The following is a 16,953-nucleotide window of genomic DNA, read 5'->3' on the forward strand; positions in this document are numbered from 1 at the left end:
CATATTTTACGAAGGCCAAATTTTTAAAGGGAAGAAGGAGATTGTTGATGCTGTTGAAATTTAACCAGGTTGAAAAGCGCTTTAAGGAAAAACAGGTATTGTCCGGAGTAAGCTTCGAGATCGACGAAGGGGAGAGCATCGCGCTGATTGGGCCGAATGGAGCCGGGAAAACGACGATGATCCGTTCGGTATTAGGCCTTACATCGATTGATGGCGGCGAGATCATCCGGAACTTTAATACGCGGCAAGATGTCGGCGTCATGCTTCAGCACGATTTGTTTCCGGATCATTTGCGGGTCAGGGAAGTGATCGAATTGCACAAAAGCTACAGCAAATCAAACGTAAGCACCCATGCCCTGCTCGAGGCCGGCGATCTTGTCAAAGAAGCGCGCTCAATGGTCCAAAACCTTTCCGGCGGCCAGAAACGGAGACTGTCTTTTGCACTTTCGCTGGCGGCGGATCCCAAGCTGCTGTTCCTGGACGAACCGACGGTAGGGATGGATGTGACGGCCTCCCGAATGTTCTGGAATAAAATCCGGGAAATTCAGGAGCAGGGCAAGTCGATTTTCGTAACCTCCCATCACCTCGACGAGTTGAATGACTATTGCCGCCGGTTTATTTTCCTGAAGAACGGCGAGATTATCGCCGATGTGCGCAAAGAGGATTTGAACACCCAAAAGGTGATCGTCGTTTATCTGGAGACGGCAGAGGAAGCATTCGATCTCCAGCGCCAATTCGGGGGTCTGTTGGAAGACCGCAAGCTGTATGTCACCGACAAGAATAAACATTCCGTGCTTTGCGCGTATTTGCAGCAGCGGGGCATGACGTTTGAGGAAAGGCTGAAGGAAGTCAGGGATTGTTACCGGGAAATTTATGATCTGAATCCGCAAGAAGGAGTGAAACAGGCATGATCACGATCATTCGTTATGAAATATTGAAGGTGCTGCGCAACAAACGTTTCGTATTTTTTACGTTGGTGCTGCCGCTGGTGTTTTTGGTGGTTTTGAACGCTTTTGCCAAGCCGGAAGGCGACCAAGGGCAATACATTACTTATCTTGCCGTATTTTGCACGTTGTTCGGAACGGCGGGGAGCGGACTGAACACGCTTAGCACGCGCGTCGCCAAGGAAAAGTCCTACATTGGCAGCATCTATGCCGTCACGCCGTATTCGCCGGGAAAATTCATTTTTGTGACGGCGTTTGTCCAGCTGCTGCTCAACGTGTTGATCGCCGCCGTCATTATTGTATTCGGCCTTGCCGTTTTCAGATTGAACATCGACGGAATGCTGCTGAAAATGGAGCTGCTTGCGGTCTACTCCAGCCTCTACTACATTTTCATCGGGCTGAGCCTGGGATTCCTGCTGGATGTCGTTTCGCTTCAATCCCTCTCCTTCCCGCTCTACATGGGATTTATGGCAATGAATCTGACGAACGATCTCGGACTTCATATGCCGGAGTTCATGGTCCATATTCAGAAGTTTTTCCCCGGATTTTATTTGAACAAGGCTGTCGGAGCGATATCGGCCGGCAGTAACGCAATCCAGGACATCGGGATGCTGACGCTTAACATCGCGGCTCTGCTCGTGGTCACGTTGTTCGTGTACCGATACAAAAGAAGCGCGATGGTGGGGTAGCCGCCATGCCGGACGTATTCGAAGAACTGCGGAGAATTCGGAGAGAACTTCACCGGATTCCGGAGCCGGCAGGGAAGGAAATCAAAACGAGGGCTTTTGTCGAGCATTACATCCGTCAGCATACCCGGCGGATTCGCATCGACCATCATTCCGACAAAGGCTTGATTGCATCTTATGACGGCGGGTCGAAGCTACCGGCCGTAGCGTTTCGGGCTGAGCTGGACGGACTGCCGATCCGGGACGATAAGGAGCTCGACTATAGAAGCCGCCATGCCGGCATGAATCATGCCTGCGGCCACGACGCCCATATGTCGATTTTATTGCAGCTGCTGCGATGGGCGGATGAGGTCGGTCCCCGCAGAAATCTTGTCTTCATCTTTCAGGCGGCCGAGGAAGTGCTGGGAGGCGCGCGGGAGCTTGTTCCGCTCCTGCGTAACCGGGATATCGGTTATATGTTCGCGGTCCATGTCACGCCTGATTTGTATCCGGGATACTTCGCGCTGCGGGGCGGCACGGCGCTTGCCGGCGCCCTGACGGCCGAGCTCGGATTGGAGCTTTGCTCCGGCCATGCGGCGGACCAACAGGATGTTATGGAACTGTTGGCCCAAGTCCATGCGTTCCAACGGGAATATAACGATGAGCGCCGCATCTGTAAAGTTACGCATATCGAAACGAACGGCTACTACAATGCGGTTCCTGACCGGATAACGTTTTTCCTATCGTTCCGATCGGCGGATGAGGAAGCGAACCGCAGCGGATACGCCCAGCTGCTCCACCGGATGCAGCACAACGGTTCCGTGCGCAGCGTTTTGTGGAACCGGGTCGTCTCGGAGTATCCTGCGTATGCCAATGACCCCATATTGGCGGAACGGATCCGGGGCTTGCTCGGCAAGAGATTCGGTCAGGAGTCGGTGTTGAACTCGCCCTTTTTATTTTCAAGCGATGATTTTGCTTTCTATGCCAGGGATTTGCCGGGCCTTCGGACCTGTTATTTCTTTATAGGCGCCTATATAAGGGAACATAACGCGGTGCATACGGCGTCGTTCGATATTGGCGAAGAGGCCCTTCTGTACGGATATGAAAGCCTGCGGGCGATTGTCCGGATGTTCGAGCAGGCTGAAGAACGGGCTGAAAGAATACGACTTTACGAAACCGGGAGTGAAAACGATGAAAGTATCCCCCCTTTATATCTATAGGGAAACCCATTTTCCGCTGCGGCGGGTCTCTCATTATTTGGGCGATTTGGCCGAAAGGTATGCGGAAGCCAAAGCGCGGGCAACCCGGCTCGAACCCCGGGTCAAAGAAGTTATCGAAGAAATGGAGCATGAAATTGCCGGCATCGCAGAGGATCATGACCGCATGGAAGCGATCCGCTTCAAGCGTGATTTTTTTAATGCCCGGCCTTCGGCCCCAGGCCGCTACGAGCGGGTGAAGCATTGGTTTCCTGCAGGCTTGCGGGAAAAAGTGGAGGGCGTATTTGCCGCCCGTGAAGCCGCGCAGTCCGATATGACAGAGATTGAAGAAGAGTTTGGCGAGCTTTCCAGCGCCGACCGGCAATGGCTGCACGACGTCTACCGGGAAGATCCGGAACTATGCGATGCCGTCATGTTCATGAACAGCGCCATCGTGCCCAAATTGGAAAAATATTTGCAGACGCCGGTCGAGCAGCATGACCGCAGCTTGAGAAAGCTCGACTATACCTTAATCAAATTTTTAACCCGGGCCAGCATGAAGACGAGCCCTTTTGCCAATCTGACGTACTCCGGGATGGGCAGCTTCGACGGCGCGGGAAAGGAAGGATGCAAAAAATTGTATCCCCGGATCAACGATTCGCTGATCCTTCAAGCATTCGACAGGCTGTGCCTGGAGCCCGAGCTTATGACCCGCCTGCATTACCGGCTGAACGCCACATGCGTGGAGCTGGAAGGCAAATATTACATTACGGTGCTGCAAAATGCGAAGGGGGAGCGGCAGCTTTACAAATCCAGACAGGGTCTTGTGACGCTGCGTTCGGGCGGAGCTCTCAGGGCTCTTTTTGGCAAATTGTCGGATCGTGGCCCGCTTTCGTACGACGAATTGAAATCAACCCTTACCGGCCTCGGCATTGAAGGGGATCAAGCGGACGGCACGCTTCGCCACCTGATCGGAAGCGGCGTTCTTGAACGTACCGACGTGCTCAACGAACAATCCGGCGAGCTGTTGGCTGAACTCATCCGAAAGCTTGAGCATTACGGCATCGTACACCCGTGCCTGGACGCGTTTCGGCAATTGCGCAAGCTGACCGCAGAACTGGCGGCGTCCTTTGACCGTACCAGGGCGGAACGGCTGTATGAAGCCCTTGAGGAACTGTCCGCGATGTTCGGCATGGATCCGATACCGCGGCGGAGCATGCTGTATATTGACGGCATCGACGAAAAGGTGACCGCTCGCAGCTACCGCGAGCAGCAGCATAAGCTGAATCGGCTGTCGCAATACCAATGGCTGATGATGTGTTTTGACACAGTCGTCAAAATGCAGTTTGCCGCAGGCGAATTTTTCCGGCAGCGTTACGGCAGATCCTATGTGCCAAGCAATTCGCAGGAAGCTTCGAGAATGCTCAGGGATATGGCCCAGGTGATCTTTTCGGATACGGAACTGATGAAAGAGACCTACGGCTTTTTCAACTGGAATAAAGCATATATGCATCCGCGCATTCGCAGCCTGCATGACATTGCCGGAGAGTTGGCATCTTTTCTGACCGGGGCAGGGGATCGCCAGGAAATCGTTATTCCGGACGACCACATTTCCCGGTGGCTGCGGCAAATCGAGAAGGTGCTCGGCGAACGGCTGCTTTCCCATTCCTTTTTCGTGCAGGAAGACGGTGAACGTATGGTCGTTAACCATATGTATAAAGGCTTCTCGATCTATTTTGCGAGATTCCTCAAATATTTGAAAGATACGGGAGCCGCGTACGGCGAATACTTGAGCGAATGCTTCGACGGCAACCGGGTGGCGGATATACGGAACACGTTTGGCTTTAACGCAAACATCCGGAAAAAAACAGTCGAAAGGGAGATCGCGCTGCCGATCCAATCGATGACGGAATCCGAGCGGTTCCTTTCCTGGTTGGATTTGGGCCTGAGATACAACGCTTCCACAGGGAGCGTGGAGTTTTTTGAGAAGGAGACCGGAGAGGTTGTGCGCCCGCAATTTTTGGGAACGCTTGTCCTGGTCGCCGCACCGGCTATTTTAACCACTTTTGACGTGTTGTCTTCCCATGGAACAAGTTATTTTGACCTTGGGGAGCTGGTCATCCGCGAACGGCTGAAACATTGGGATGGGCATGATGATGCAATCATTCGCGTCCCGCGGATCAGCTTCGGGGATTCCGAGTTAATCGTTTCCCGCGCCAAATGGCTGATTCCTGCCAAAACTTTGCTTGAGCTGTATAAAGAAAAGGATCGGTTCGGCTCCTGGAAGCGGGTGCTTGATTTCATGGAGGAACATGGCGTGCCTAGCCGGTTTTATGTGCGCGCATTCATGGCGGAGATGGAGGAAGTCACGGAAGGGGGCGAACGCAAGCCGCAATTCATTAACCTCTCATCGCCTTTGTTGTTCCACCTGCTGATTCAGCTGGCGGGTAAGACCGGGTACCTGATGCTCGAAGAAGAGTTTCCCGTGGCGGATCCGAAACAGGAATGCGTCAGGGAGTACACTTACGAAATTACTTGCGGGGAGGTGTACGGCGATGCGGCTGCGAACCATTAGCTGCTTTTTGTACGACAGCGAGGCGTCGGCGTCATTGCTTCGAGGCATCGTCCGGTATATCCAAGCGGGGAGCCTGAAAAATGCCATATTGCAAAAAAGCTGGGTGAACGGCTTCCATGTCAAAACGACGCTCCCCGTGTCCGAGGCCGACCAAGGTCTTGAACGGATGATCCGGCGGGCCGCGGAACGTTATGCTAAACCGCGCAGTGCGGAGGAATATGAAAAATACGAGAAGATGCTTCATAAGCTTGCCGGTATGGAGAGGTACTCCGGGGATTATTTACCCTTGTGCCGGGACGGCGAAGTAGTTGTGAAGGAGGAAGAGCGGCTGACTGGCGGAAATCCGCTGTGCAGCCCCAGGATCAATTATGGGATGGAACTGCTGAAAAGCCAGCTGCTTGCGGACATTTACGAGGATTGGAACAAGCTTTCGGAAGACAGGCAGAACGTTGAATTCGCCAAAATATTTCTCATTACAGGCAGCGGCAGTCCGGGAGGGCTCAAAGTCGGCTACTTATCCCTGCGTTCGAATTTCGAATACTTTAAAACCCAGATCGAAGCCATGAAAAAGAATCCGGCCATCGAAGCGAAAATCCGGGCGGCGCTATTGGGCCGGTCGGAAGCCGAAAAGGAATTTATCGCGGACGGCGTACAGAAATTTTCAAACGGGATCTTTGAGCGGGAGTTCCTCTTCGGGCGGTTCAAAATCTTCGTCCATTCGCTTTCGGCGATGCTGGCGCAGGCTTATGACGGGGGGGAGCTGGAGGTGGAGAAGCTGACGCATGGCGATGATTTTTTTGAACGTCATGACGAAGTGAGCGAATTTCACCGGACATTTTATTCGAATCCGCAATTTTTACGGCATTACCACGATAAAGGGTTCATTGTATACCGGTTCGTGGCTTCCGCTTTGTACTCGCTGATGCCGCTGCTGGGCATCTCTTCGCTGCGGAGGCAGCGGATTACGGGACTGGTGGCGGAATGCGTGGAGAGCGGCTTCGGCATGGATTGGCGGGCTGCATATCGATATTTGGAAATGAAGATGGCAGGTGATACCGATTATGGCAAACTGGCTGATTAAGCAGGAAGACCGGCTTTATCTGTATGAAAGGAAGGGGCTTCACCGCCTGCAAATGCCGCCGGAAACCCAGCGGATATTGGAAGAAGCCGTGCTTGGAGGCAAGCCGGGCAGAATGGCCGAGATCGACCAGACATTGGCGGATCGTCTTCTAAAAAGGAAAACATCCGGGAGCCCCGTTCAGCAACCAGCCTCTGCTGCGGCCGGCACCAGAATATTGGAAACGGAGCTTCCCCCGGCTTCCGGCCAGTGGCAGATGCTGCATCTTGACGGCGCAACGTCGGTGCTGTTCCGAAACGTGACTCCACAAAACTATGCGGAGCTGATGGCAGCTGCCGAAGCCGGCCCGCAGGAAAAGGACGATCTTTTGCTCGATATTTACGCAGGGCATTTGGCAGCCGCAAGCCGGGCCCGTGCGGGGGATGCAGGAAATGAAGAAGCCAAGACCGTTCTTGCGATTGCCATGGACGCCAAACGGATCGCGGAAGAAAAAGAACTGTTAAGCGACTACGCATTGGAAGAACTTGATTTGCGGGAACTGTTCTCCGGAGAGGAACGTTTGGAATGGACCGCAATGATCGATGCGATGGAGCGCCTCGAAAGCCGCATCATTACGAGCTTTCTATTCCGCCGGAATGAATGGATCCAGGTCCCTTACAAGTTGGCGAGTGCGGATGACGGCAGTTTCTTTGCCGGGGAATCGGGCGCGGAGCAGATCGTATACGCATCCTGCCGCAACCTGGAACTCCGATTGGAGAAGATGGATCCGGAGGCAGCCTGGTTGGTGGTGGCCGGATCCCGGCACGGGCTCCAGCGGCTCGCCCAATTTCTGATGACGACCTATGCCTTGGAGCAGGGGCCGGTGGAAAGACAGGTCATTCCTTATGCAGAACTTGCCCTGAATGGGCGAATAGATGCCATGATCAACCGCTTCGTAAAGGAGAAGGAGCAGCTGTATCTCCATGTGGACCATATTCCTGGAACCTCGCTGTGGAGCGCAGCCGCAGGCCCTAAAGAGGAGACGTGGACGGACAGGGTATACGGCACCGCGTCCAGACGGGTGATGGAGGATGCTCTGATCCTTTATTATGCCTTAGTCCGCCAAAACGGAATCCGGGCCGCGGGTCCGGAAAGTTTCCGGATGATCGAAACGCAACCCCCCGGAGACTTGGACCGTCCGGAGACTTGCCGGGCGGAGGATCTGTATCGGCTGATCACCCGGATATACGAGGTCAGGGCGATGCGGATTCCGCTGCTTCAGGACAGCGGAATATCCGTGATTCAATTGCGCCGCAAAGGAGGGAAGCAAGCATGAAAGAGCTGTTGTTATATGAAACGGGCGGCATGCTGTTCCAGCAAGTTCTGGGCGAGATGGACCGGCGTGGCATGTTGTACCGGCTGACCCAAGAGAGGTCCGGCAAGCCGGGCATGGTCCTTCACGTCATCTCCGATGGCCTCAAGGAAGAGGAATTCGCGCCGTTTTTCCAACCGGCTCCCCAGCCCGCCGGGGGCGTATTTTTCTATCATCAATTGCTGAATACGCTCCTGGTAGGCCCGTTTGTCGCAGACCGGTCCGGCGTATGCTTCGCCTGCTTGAAGCGGAGGCTGCAGGCGAATGGCAGGGAAAATATCGTTTCGCTCGCATACGGGGAGCCGGGGCTGTCTTCGCCGCATCCCCAAGCGGCCGAATTTGTCGTGGATATGATGGAGGCGTTTCAGCTCTCAGGAGAACTGCTTGCACGTTATGACCAGCGGGCGGAGCATATCCAGTTTGATGCATGGCGGGCCGATTCCTACGTGTTGAGCCGAAGCGGATATTGCCCTATATGTTCGCCGGACGTAAAACGCGAAAATCCATTCATCCATGGTTTGCAAAGCGGATTTAAGCCAGCCCCCCGGATATACCGCCTGAATTCCGGCCCGGATACAGGCGCGGTCCTAAAGCGTTGGTTCGACAGGGACAGCGGAACGGCGACGCACAGCTATCGCGAGCTTCGCTCTTCCATGATCGAAGCAGGCGGCGTCGAAATTCGGGTGAGTCCGGCATATGTTGAGACCGGGTTCGGAAGAGCCTATCGTCGGACGGATGCCGAGAAGGTGGCCGTTCTGGAGGCTGTCGAGCGGTATTGCGGCATGTGCGCTCACGAGGCGCCTTCGGCCGAGAAGAAAAGTTATGCCCAAGTGCGCGCCATCGCGGCGAATCCGGTGGATTTCGGCTTGCATACCGAAGCCGATCTGAAACATCCGGAATTCCGGCTGAAACATTACACGGAGGAGCTGCCTATATACTGGACGCCGGCCTATTCGCTGAAGGAGAAGCGGGAGGTTCTGGTCCCCGAGCAGCTCGTTTATTACGCCGACGGGCATTTCAGGGACCAGACCAATCGGTTTGTGTACGACAGCTCGAACGGACTCGCGTTAGGAAGCTCCCGTGAAGAAGCGGTGCTCCACGGATTGTTCGAACTGATCGAGCGGGATCATTTCCTCTGCGCCTGGTATAACCGGCTTCCGTTGCAGGAGCTTGACATCGAGGATACCGGCCTGGACGAGTTGAAACAGCTCCTTTACTTCCTGGAGCTGGAAGGGATCCAAGTCCGGTTTTTCGATATTACGATGGAACTTCGGGTGCCGAGCGTATGGGCCGTGGCTTACGATACCCGAAAGAATGCGCTCATGAAATGCTATAATGCGGCGGCGGCCCATTTTATTCCCGAAAAAGCCATTGAATCGGCCGCCATGGAGGTCATTACGTCGCTTCCGATTTATGAAGATGCGCTTCGCCGGGATGAGGCGATGCGCGAGCGGGTGCGGCAGCTGGCAGGCCGGCCGGAAGCCGTAACGGAATTTGAGGACCATGTGCTTTATTATGCAAGCGAGGAAAACTGCGGGAGAGGTCTGGGATTCTTGCTGAACCGGGACGCATCCGCCAAACTTCCGGTCCGGCAAGCGTATAGGGAAATATTTTATGAAAGCTCCCGCTTTACCCATGAGGATTTGGCGGAGGATTTGGAACAGTTGGCGTCGGAAGTGCTTCAGCATTACGAAAATATATACGTGGCAGACGTAACGCCCGGCGAGGTTGCAGAATTCGGCCTTTATGCAGCCAAGGTGCTTGTGCCTGGCATGCTCCCGATGACTTTCGGTCATCAGCACCGGCGCGTTATTCCCGAGCGGCTAAGCCGCGAGCGGATGCGGCGGGGCTTTCGCGGGAAGTTTGAATTGAATCCCGAGCCCCATCCGTTTCCTTGATAGGAGGAGATATTCCATGGAAACCTGGAAAAGTTACCGGATTTATTATCAAAATTACGCCATGTACGACGGACTGATCCTGCTGCTTGCCGATCTTATGGAGAGATGGATGGCCGAAGGGAACATTTCAAAATGGTTTTTTCTCAGATATTGGGAGGACGGACCGCATATCCGCATTCGTTATCTCGGTCCGGAGAGGCAGGATGCGGAAGAACTGTTTGAAAAGGCCGAATCGTGGATACGGCAGCATCCCGCCAGCAGCCGGCTCACCAAGCAGGAGTACTTCCGCAATCATAAATTCGACGGGGTGCCGTTGTCGCTTGAACAGCTGGGCTGGTACGAGGAAGGGGAGATCGTGGCAAAGCCTTATGAGCCGGAATACGAGCGGTATGGCGGCGTGCAGCTGATGCCGCTGACGGAGACGCTTTTTCTTGAATCGAGCCGGATGGCCGTTCGGCTTCTCCGACTTACGCAGCAATCTTCGTTTACGGCACGTTTTTTGGTAGCCATGACGGCCGTGGAGGAGCTGGCGAATCTCTTTTTCGCCGGGAACGTCCGGCTTGGCGGCGTGGTTTCCTATTACCGCAAAAGCGCGGACAGCTGGAAACGCCTCTATCAATTGGAACGGATGTCGATTCCGGACCGTTTCGTTCAAGCAGGGAAGGATTATCCCCGGCTGAAAGAAGCGGCCTCCCGCCTGATCCGTTCGGATGAGGAGTACGGCAGGTTGCGCGAAAGGCTGATTGCCGGCTGCTCCGCGATGGCGGATGCGATTGAAGACGATCAAAAGGTCAGGTCGATATTCTACTCCCATCTTCATATGCTGAACAACCGTCTCGGGATGGGCCCGGAATATGAATACGCGCTTTATGAAGTTTTATGGAGATTCCATACCGGTCAGGAGGCGAACGGAAATGCAACCGTCTCATAACGAGCTTTCCGAATTTTATGATTACGACGTGCTGTTCGAGGAGTTGGCGAATCAGGAACCGCGGTCCGTCGCATGGCGTTTTAACCAGCGGCCGCTGGACGATTACGTTTTTTCCAAGCATGAAGTGCCCCTGCCTGAATATTTGGAGAAAATTGCGCTGGAGCGGGGAGCGTCGTTTCCCGAAAACGCGGAGGCCGAATTGGCCCGGCTGCTGCTTAAACGAAGATCAACCTTTATTAACGGCATGGGGCAGACGTGGACGTTATCCGACGTGAACGCTTTGTTGACCTGGTCGGCGGGAATCCGCGATACTCACCGCCATATGGGCAGCCGGGGAACGGAAGAAGTGATTGCGATGCGTACATATCCGTCGGGCGGCGCCATGTATCCGATTAAGCTGTACATGTATATCCGCGGCGTGGAGGGGCTGGAGGAAGGCGTGTATTATTACGCGCCGGTACAGCAGGAGCTCTACCGGTATCGGGGTTCTCTTGAAATAGGCGAGCTTGAACGGATGCTTCCGATGACGCTATACAAAACGGATGCCCGCAGTTCCATGCTGGAAGGCGTTTCGATTTTGCTGTTTTTCATTGCAGACCTGCAGTACAGTTTCCGGAAATACGGGCGGTTGTCTTATAAGCTTGCATTGATCGAGGCAGGCCATATCGCCCAGAACATCCAGCTGATCAGTACCGCGCTCGATAAACGAACGCTGCCCATCTGCGGTTTTTTTGCCGATAAAGTGGAGGAAATGCTGCAGGTGCGTGAACAAAAATACCAGCACTGCGTGTACGCCATGCTGCTGGGGTAAAGGAGGAGGACATTCGAATGATTAATGCCTTTTTCGAACTTGAGCCGGCCGAAAAGGCTTTGCGGGTGATGAACCGTTACCGCCGCGACCATCCGCTTTACACGATTCCCCATCAAGAGCCCGAGAAGCTGAAGCGGATCTTGGAGAATCAGGACCTGCCTGCGGGCGCCCAGGGGGTCCAAAACTTGTACCATAAAGGGATTTTGGTGGACCGGGTCCGCTCGGAAGGGCTGGAAAGGTTCAAACGGTTCTTTTCGCAGGTTGGCCCCGACGTGGATCTCTATTCATTGTCGCTGGTCGTCGCCAGGGAATATTTGCGCTCGGAGTTTGCCGTCATCGCATACGAGGACACGGACTTGGACCTTCGGTTGTGGCAGACCCCGTCGGCTGAAGACACGAACGCTCCGAGAAACTATCTGGTCTTGTACCGCGAGCCCGGACAGCTTCGGCAGCTGAAGCAGGAGATAGATTCCAAGCGGGGAGATACCCTGTTTCTGTGCCGTGTCGTGCAAGGCCGGATCGCTGAGATTGGACCGATGTATGTCACTCACCCAACCTTTTGCCTGGATTGCATGGTCCGCAAGCTCGAAGCTTATCAAATCCGTTGGTCGAGTCCTTTGTCGGTGCCTGCCGGACAGCTCCTGGAAGAGGAGTTCCTCAAATCGCTGATCGACCACTACAGCTCCTATATTACATTGCTTTCTACCGTCCATGAGCGGAAAATGCTGCTTCGCGATCAGGAGATCGGTTTTACGAGTTTGATCACTCCGCGTTATTCCCGCTGTCATTGCCTAATAAGCTGAATAAAAGCGTCTGCCGGCCGATCCAGGGCCTGCAGATGCTTTTTTTTTTCAATATTATAGGGCCTATCAATTGCGGGGGAGTTTTAGGAAAACTATGGAAACGGATTGTAGCATCCATTAAAATAAGAGTTAAATATTGGTGGAAATTGCGAAATTTCGGGAGGGGAGTTCGTGGAGCAATTTGAACCCAGGATCATGTCCGAATTGGAAGGCCAAGCAAAGGCGTTTTTCAGAGTGGAAATGCTGCTTGAGGCTGCTTTGGCGTCTTTGCGGGTGAAGCAAGCCGAATCCCTATTGTTCGGCAAAATGACCGTTTTGCATTACCGGATGTTCGGCGGGGAAGGCGACGCCGTCTACAGGGCTGCGGCAGCGGTGGAGCTGATGATTCTTGGCCTGGACATCATCGACGATTTGCAGGATGAAGACCATGGAGGAATGCCTTGGCACCGGCTTTCGAAGGATATTGCGCTAAACCTCGCCATCGGCTTTTTGACCTTATCCCAGGAGACGCTGCTTTACAGCGACTTTCCGCTGGAGAGGGTGCATGAGTCCGCAGCCTTTTTAAACCGTCAAATGCTGGTGGCCATTAACGGCCAAACGTTGGATCTGCTGAATGCCGCCCGCGACGAGGATGAATACCTGAAGATGGTGGAGCAAAAGTCGGCGGCCCTATTGGTATGCGCCTGCATGATTGGAGTCATTTTGGCTACCGGACAGGCGGACGAACGGGTGGCCGAGTATGCCCGGGAGGTCGGCATCGCCGCTCAGATTAAAAACGATTATAGGGATTTGCTGGATTGGGGAAACAAAAATGATTTTTTGCGCCGCAAAAAAACGCTCCCGGTACTGTTTTTGCTTTCTACTGCCGAGGAACAGGATGAACGCTGGATCGTGGACTATTTTGCGGGTCGCCTCCAACCGGAGGAGGTGCTGCATCGCGAAGAGGAGTTTTGCGCCGTGGTGCAGCGGACAGGCACCGCATTATATACTTCCGTTCGGATGCGATCCCACTATTACCGGTTTCTGAACATCATCGAGGGCATGGAGATGGACGCGAAATGGCGTGACTTAATGATCGAAGCCGCGCGGTAACAAGCTGATCAACTTGTTCGGGGTACCGCAATGATGCCGCAAACTCCCACGCAATCGATTTGCGGGAAATACGTGATACGTTGTCGTTTTGCAATGGATGCTGCCTTGATATATTGAAATCAAAGGAAGCAAATTGATCCATTGGGAGGAAACGACAATGTTGAAAGAAATGATTCGCAAAATTGTAACGGAACCTGAATTTATGGCCCGGATTCAAAACGGACAACTGCAGCTGGCCGGCATGTCGGCATTCGAACAGCGCGCATTCTTGGATGTCATGCAAGAGCGCAAACCGGATGACTCCCTCCGCAAAAGCGCATATTGGGCTTAAATTCTCAAGTTGCTTAACCCCCATACAACACACTAAGTGATCTGGAGGCCTACTTCATTGTCGAAATGGACGAATAACATCAAACTTGCTGCAGGATGGATTGCACTCATCGTATTGGTCGCATATTTGGCAGGCGTCATCATCAACCAGCGGGACATGGGGATCGACGTCGCTCCGAACGCGGACGGCCGCATGGCCGTGACGGCCATCGAGCCCGACAGCTGGGCCAAAGGCATCATTAAGCCCGGCGACATCGTGGTCAATGTGGACGGAGCCGATCCCCTCCAATCGGAAGCGATCCGGACGTATGGAGTCATTGTAGGCGCAGACCACATCGAGATCGAACGTCAAGCACCGGACGGTTCTTCGTATACGATAACGCTGCCCGTTGATCATGGCGTTTCGGCGTACGGCACGTTATTTTATCTGGTCATCCCCGGCTTATCTCTGGTGCTGCTGCTGATTTTCTCGGTTTATGTATATAAGAAGGAAAAGGAAGACCGGGCTGCCAAGCTCTTGATCCTGTTTTTTCTGAGCATTGGTCTAAGTTATTTCAGCTCGGCGGCTTCGGGGCTGCTGAACCCCGTCGGAAGAATTACGCTCGGAATCAGTTTCGCCAGCATACCGGTCTTCTTTATCCACTTTATGGAGGCCTATCTTCGGAACTATCAAGAACGATTTATTACCAGGGCGGGGCTCAGAGCGTTTTACCTGTTCGCCTCGTTGGTCGGCATGATGATGGTGCTGAGCGTCATTCCCGGAATCCCGATCCATCCGTATGAGACGACGGCGCTGCTTGTGTTTTTCGTGTACGCCAATGTGGTCATCGTTTACAAATTGATTAGCAAATTCATAAAGCACCGTTCCGGGGAGCTCCGCTCGCTTTTCAAAATTACGTTAACCGGACATACGGTTGCTTTTCTGCCATTTTTGCTGTTTGACGCCATTCCCGGGTTTTTCGGCCTGTCCTTTGCCCCGGCAAAGCTGACGGCGATTTTTCTGGTGGCCATTCCGGTCGTGTATTTTTATCTCTTTATCACGAAAAGGCTGTTTGATATCGACTTTGTGCTGAACCGCTTCTTTTATTATACGTCGATTTCTTTTATTCCGGCTTTGGTCATCATCGGTTTGATGGCCGTAATTATGCATCAGGATCAATATACCTGGGTCAAGTGGATTCAAATTTTTATATTGGTCTACTTCATGATTACGCTGTTTTTGTTCGCCAAGGAATTTATGGACTATAGGCTCAGGCCGCACTTTCTTAAGGAAACTCATGATTTTCAAGGAAGCATCGACCGCTTTTCCAAGCGGATTTCGAAGGTGATGAAACGTTCCGATCTGGAGAAGCTGCTGGAGCGGGAGGTCTGCATGATTTTGCCCGTTCGGAATGTCTCCTTTCTGAAAATCGTTCAGGATAAAAGCATGGACCGACCTGCGGTTTCGGGGGACGGGAAAGCCGCTCCGGAGATCGAAGCCGCGCTGCAAAAACTGGGTCATAAGCCGGCGGTAGGAGATATGATCCGCCTGCCGGTCGGCACCGGGCTGGTGACGGGCAATTACGGAACAACGCAGCACGTATTGTGGATCGACGAAAAGGTTAACCATACGAGCCTCAACATGGACGAAAAAAACTGGCTCAAAACGATAGCTCATTACAGCGGGATCGTATACGAAAACCTGTATTTGATCGAAGGGTTGATCGAGAACCTGGAAATGGAGATGAAAAGCCAGAGGGAAGCGCCTTCCTGGGTGCTCCGCCTGATTTTTACCCTTTCCGAAAACGAGCGCAGACGGCTTGCTTCGGATCTGCATGACGCGGCTTTGCAGGATCAGCTCATCTGGTACCGGAAGCTGGAGTCGCTGATGCTGGATTACCCGATGGAAGACGGTTTGCTGGAACAGCTGGACCAGATCAAAGAAGGACTTCTCGACGTTATACATCAGATCAGGCAGACCTGCAACGAGCTGCGCCCGCCCCTCCTGAAAGAGATGGGGATCGTGGAGGCGCTGGAACAGCTGATTCAGCAGGAGCAGATCCGCTCCAATTATTCCGTGACGCTTCGGGCGGAACCGACCGTCATCGAGCTTAATGACGTGCAAATATTGGCGGTTTACCGTATCGTGCAGGAATTGCTGCGAAACGCCGACAAGCATGCGGGGGCGTCCCAAATCCTGATCGAGCTGGAGCAGCGCGACAGCGAATTGTATTTTTACTATAAGGATGACGGCCGCGGGCTTCAGTTGACGGAACTTACCGATTCGTTCAAGCATATGGGGATTTCGGGCATCAAGGAACGCGTGCGCAGCCTTGACGGGGATATTGTTTTTCATTCGGAACCGGGCAAAGGCTTTGAAGTTCAGTTGACGCTGCCGATGAATCCCCACAGTGAAGAAGGAGGAGAGAACGATGATTCGTATTTTGCTAGTTGACGACCATCCTTCAGTTTGTGAGGGTACGAAAACGATGATCGAACAGGACCCCGATATGGAAGTAACGGTTTCCTATCATTCGCCGGAGGCGTTGGAAATAGCCAAAACCCAGGAATTTGACGTCATGCTGTTTGATCTGAACATTCCGGTGATCAGCGGTCTGGAGCTTACCAAACGATTGATGGGCATCAATCCGGATTTTCGGATTCTGATCTATACGGGCTACGAGATCAGCTCGAATTTCAATTTGCTGGTGGAGGCGGGTGTTTCGGGCATCATAAGCAAAACGGCCAGCCGGGAGCAGCTGTTAAATGCGATCCGCTGCGCGCTCCGCGGGGAAGCGGTAATCCCTGTTTCGCTTTTGAGGCAGCTGCGGCGAAGCGAGGTACGGCTCTCTTCCATCCGCAACGATAAGACGATGGAGGACGTCTCCATTAATGAGCGGGAGCAGGAAATTTTGCAGGAGGTCGCAGGCGGCAGCAGCAACAAGGATATCGCCGCGAAGCTGCTTATGAGCCAGCGTACGGTCGAGTACAATTTGACCCGGATCTTCGAAAAGCTGGGCGTGCGTTCACGCTCGGAGGCGATTGTAGAGGCTAAAAGGCTCGGGCTGATCCACAATGGGGAATTCGTGTAAGCCCAGGTTTCATGGAACAAGGCTTTTCATTCTTGACTCTGCTTCGCCTTTCTGTGTATAATTCTTCCAATAACTTCAAACTCGACAAAAGCGATGAAAAGAAGAGTACCGCGGCGACGCCCTCTGCAGAGAGCTCCGGCAGCTGAAAAGGAGCAGGGAATACCCCCGGGAACATGGTCTTGGAGCTGCGCATCGAATCCCGCACGGG

14 protein-coding genes and 1 other annotated feature (1 of these 15 cut by a window edge) are annotated in these 16,953 nt (G+C 53.5%); all 14 genes read left to right on the forward strand.

Going from position 1 to position 16,953, the window contains the following annotated elements:
- Positions 1-47: 47 nt before the first annotated feature.
- The 14 genes from MKY58_RS02570 (at position 48) to MKY58_RS02635 (ending at position 16,745) form a co-directional block, all read left to right on the forward strand.
- Positions 48-911, forward strand: coding sequence for an ABC transporter ATP-binding protein (locus tag MKY58_RS02570; protein ID WP_339323333.1), 864 nt, complete (start codon positions 48-50; stop codon positions 909-911).
- Positions 908-1,633 carry an ABC transporter permease gene (locus tag MKY58_RS02575; protein WP_339323334.1) on the forward strand — a complete coding sequence of 242 codons (726 nt, stop codon included), beginning with the start codon at positions 908-910 and terminating at the stop codon, positions 1,631-1,633. The genes MKY58_RS02570 and MKY58_RS02575 overlap by 4 nt, the downstream gene beginning before the upstream one ends.
- Positions 1,634-1,638: 5 nt before the next feature.
- The gene (locus MKY58_RS02580) at positions 1,639-2,829 is read left to right on the forward strand and encodes an amidohydrolase (protein WP_339323335.1); all 1,191 of its coding nucleotides are present in this window, start codon (positions 1,639-1,641) and stop codon (positions 2,827-2,829) included.
- Positions 2,801-5,380 carry a lantibiotic dehydratase gene (locus MKY58_RS02585; RefSeq protein ID WP_339323336.1) on the forward strand — a complete coding sequence of 860 codons (2,580 nt, stop codon included), beginning with the start codon at positions 2,801-2,803 and terminating at the stop codon, positions 5,378-5,380. Before MKY58_RS02580 ends, MKY58_RS02585 begins: the two co-directional genes overlap by 29 nt.
- Positions 5,361-6,461: a hypothetical protein gene (locus MKY58_RS02590; RefSeq protein ID WP_339323337.1), complete on the forward strand. Its 1,101-nt coding sequence runs from the start codon at positions 5,361-5,363 to the stop codon at positions 6,459-6,461. The genes MKY58_RS02585 and MKY58_RS02590 overlap by 20 nt, the downstream gene beginning before the upstream one ends.
- On the forward strand, positions 6,442-7,773 hold the full coding sequence (locus MKY58_RS02595) for a hypothetical protein (protein ID WP_339323338.1): 1,332 nt from the start codon (positions 6,442-6,444) through the stop codon (positions 7,771-7,773). Before MKY58_RS02590 ends, MKY58_RS02595 begins: the two co-directional genes overlap by 20 nt.
- Positions 7,770-9,707 carry a TOMM precursor leader peptide-binding protein gene (locus MKY58_RS02600; protein ID WP_339323339.1) on the forward strand — a complete coding sequence of 646 codons (1,938 nt, stop codon included), beginning with the start codon at positions 7,770-7,772 and terminating at the stop codon, positions 9,705-9,707. The genes MKY58_RS02595 and MKY58_RS02600 overlap by 4 nt, the downstream gene beginning before the upstream one ends.
- Before the next feature lie 16 nt (positions 9,708-9,723).
- Positions 9,724-10,638, forward strand: a complete 915-nt coding sequence (locus tag MKY58_RS02605) for a thiopeptide-type bacteriocin biosynthesis protein (RefSeq protein ID WP_339323340.1) — start codon at positions 9,724-9,726, stop codon at positions 10,636-10,638.
- Positions 10,622-11,449, forward strand: a complete 828-nt coding sequence (locus MKY58_RS02610) for a SagB/ThcOx family dehydrogenase (protein WP_339323341.1) — start codon at positions 10,622-10,624, stop codon at positions 11,447-11,449. Before MKY58_RS02605 ends, MKY58_RS02610 begins: the two co-directional genes overlap by 17 nt.
- Positions 11,450-11,466: 17 nt before the next feature.
- On the forward strand, positions 11,467-12,252 hold the full coding sequence (locus MKY58_RS02615; RefSeq protein WP_339323342.1) for a hypothetical protein: 786 nt from the start codon (positions 11,467-11,469) through the stop codon (positions 12,250-12,252).
- Positions 12,253-12,423: 171 nt separating this feature from the next.
- A complete protein-coding gene (locus tag MKY58_RS02620; RefSeq protein ID WP_339323343.1) occupies positions 12,424-13,344 on the forward strand; it encodes a polyprenyl synthetase family protein in 921 nt (306 codons plus the stop codon).
- Positions 13,345-13,501: 157 nt separating this feature from the next.
- The gene (gene comX / locus MKY58_RS02625; RefSeq protein ID WP_156124503.1) at positions 13,502-13,675 is read left to right on the forward strand and encodes a competence pheromone ComX; all 174 of its coding nucleotides are present in this window, start codon (positions 13,502-13,504) and stop codon (positions 13,673-13,675) included.
- 57 nt (positions 13,676-13,732) lie between these two features.
- Positions 13,733-16,108: an ATP-binding protein gene (locus MKY58_RS02630; protein ID WP_339323344.1), complete on the forward strand. Its 2,376-nt coding sequence runs from the start codon at positions 13,733-13,735 to the stop codon at positions 16,106-16,108.
- Positions 16,086-16,745 (forward strand): response regulator transcription factor, encoded by a 660-nt coding sequence (locus MKY58_RS02635; protein WP_339323345.1) that lies wholly within the window; start codon positions 16,086-16,088, stop codon positions 16,743-16,745. The genes MKY58_RS02630 and MKY58_RS02635 overlap by 23 nt, the downstream gene beginning before the upstream one ends.
- An 84-nt stretch (positions 16,746-16,829) precedes the next feature.
- Positions 16,830-16,953 (forward strand) — a binding site (T-box leader); it runs 145 nt beyond the window's last position.

This window comes from Paenibacillus sp. FSL W8-0194 (assembly GCF_037969745.1).
Lineage (GTDB): Bacteria > Bacillota > Bacilli > Paenibacillales > Paenibacillaceae > Paenibacillus_AQ > Paenibacillus_AQ cookii.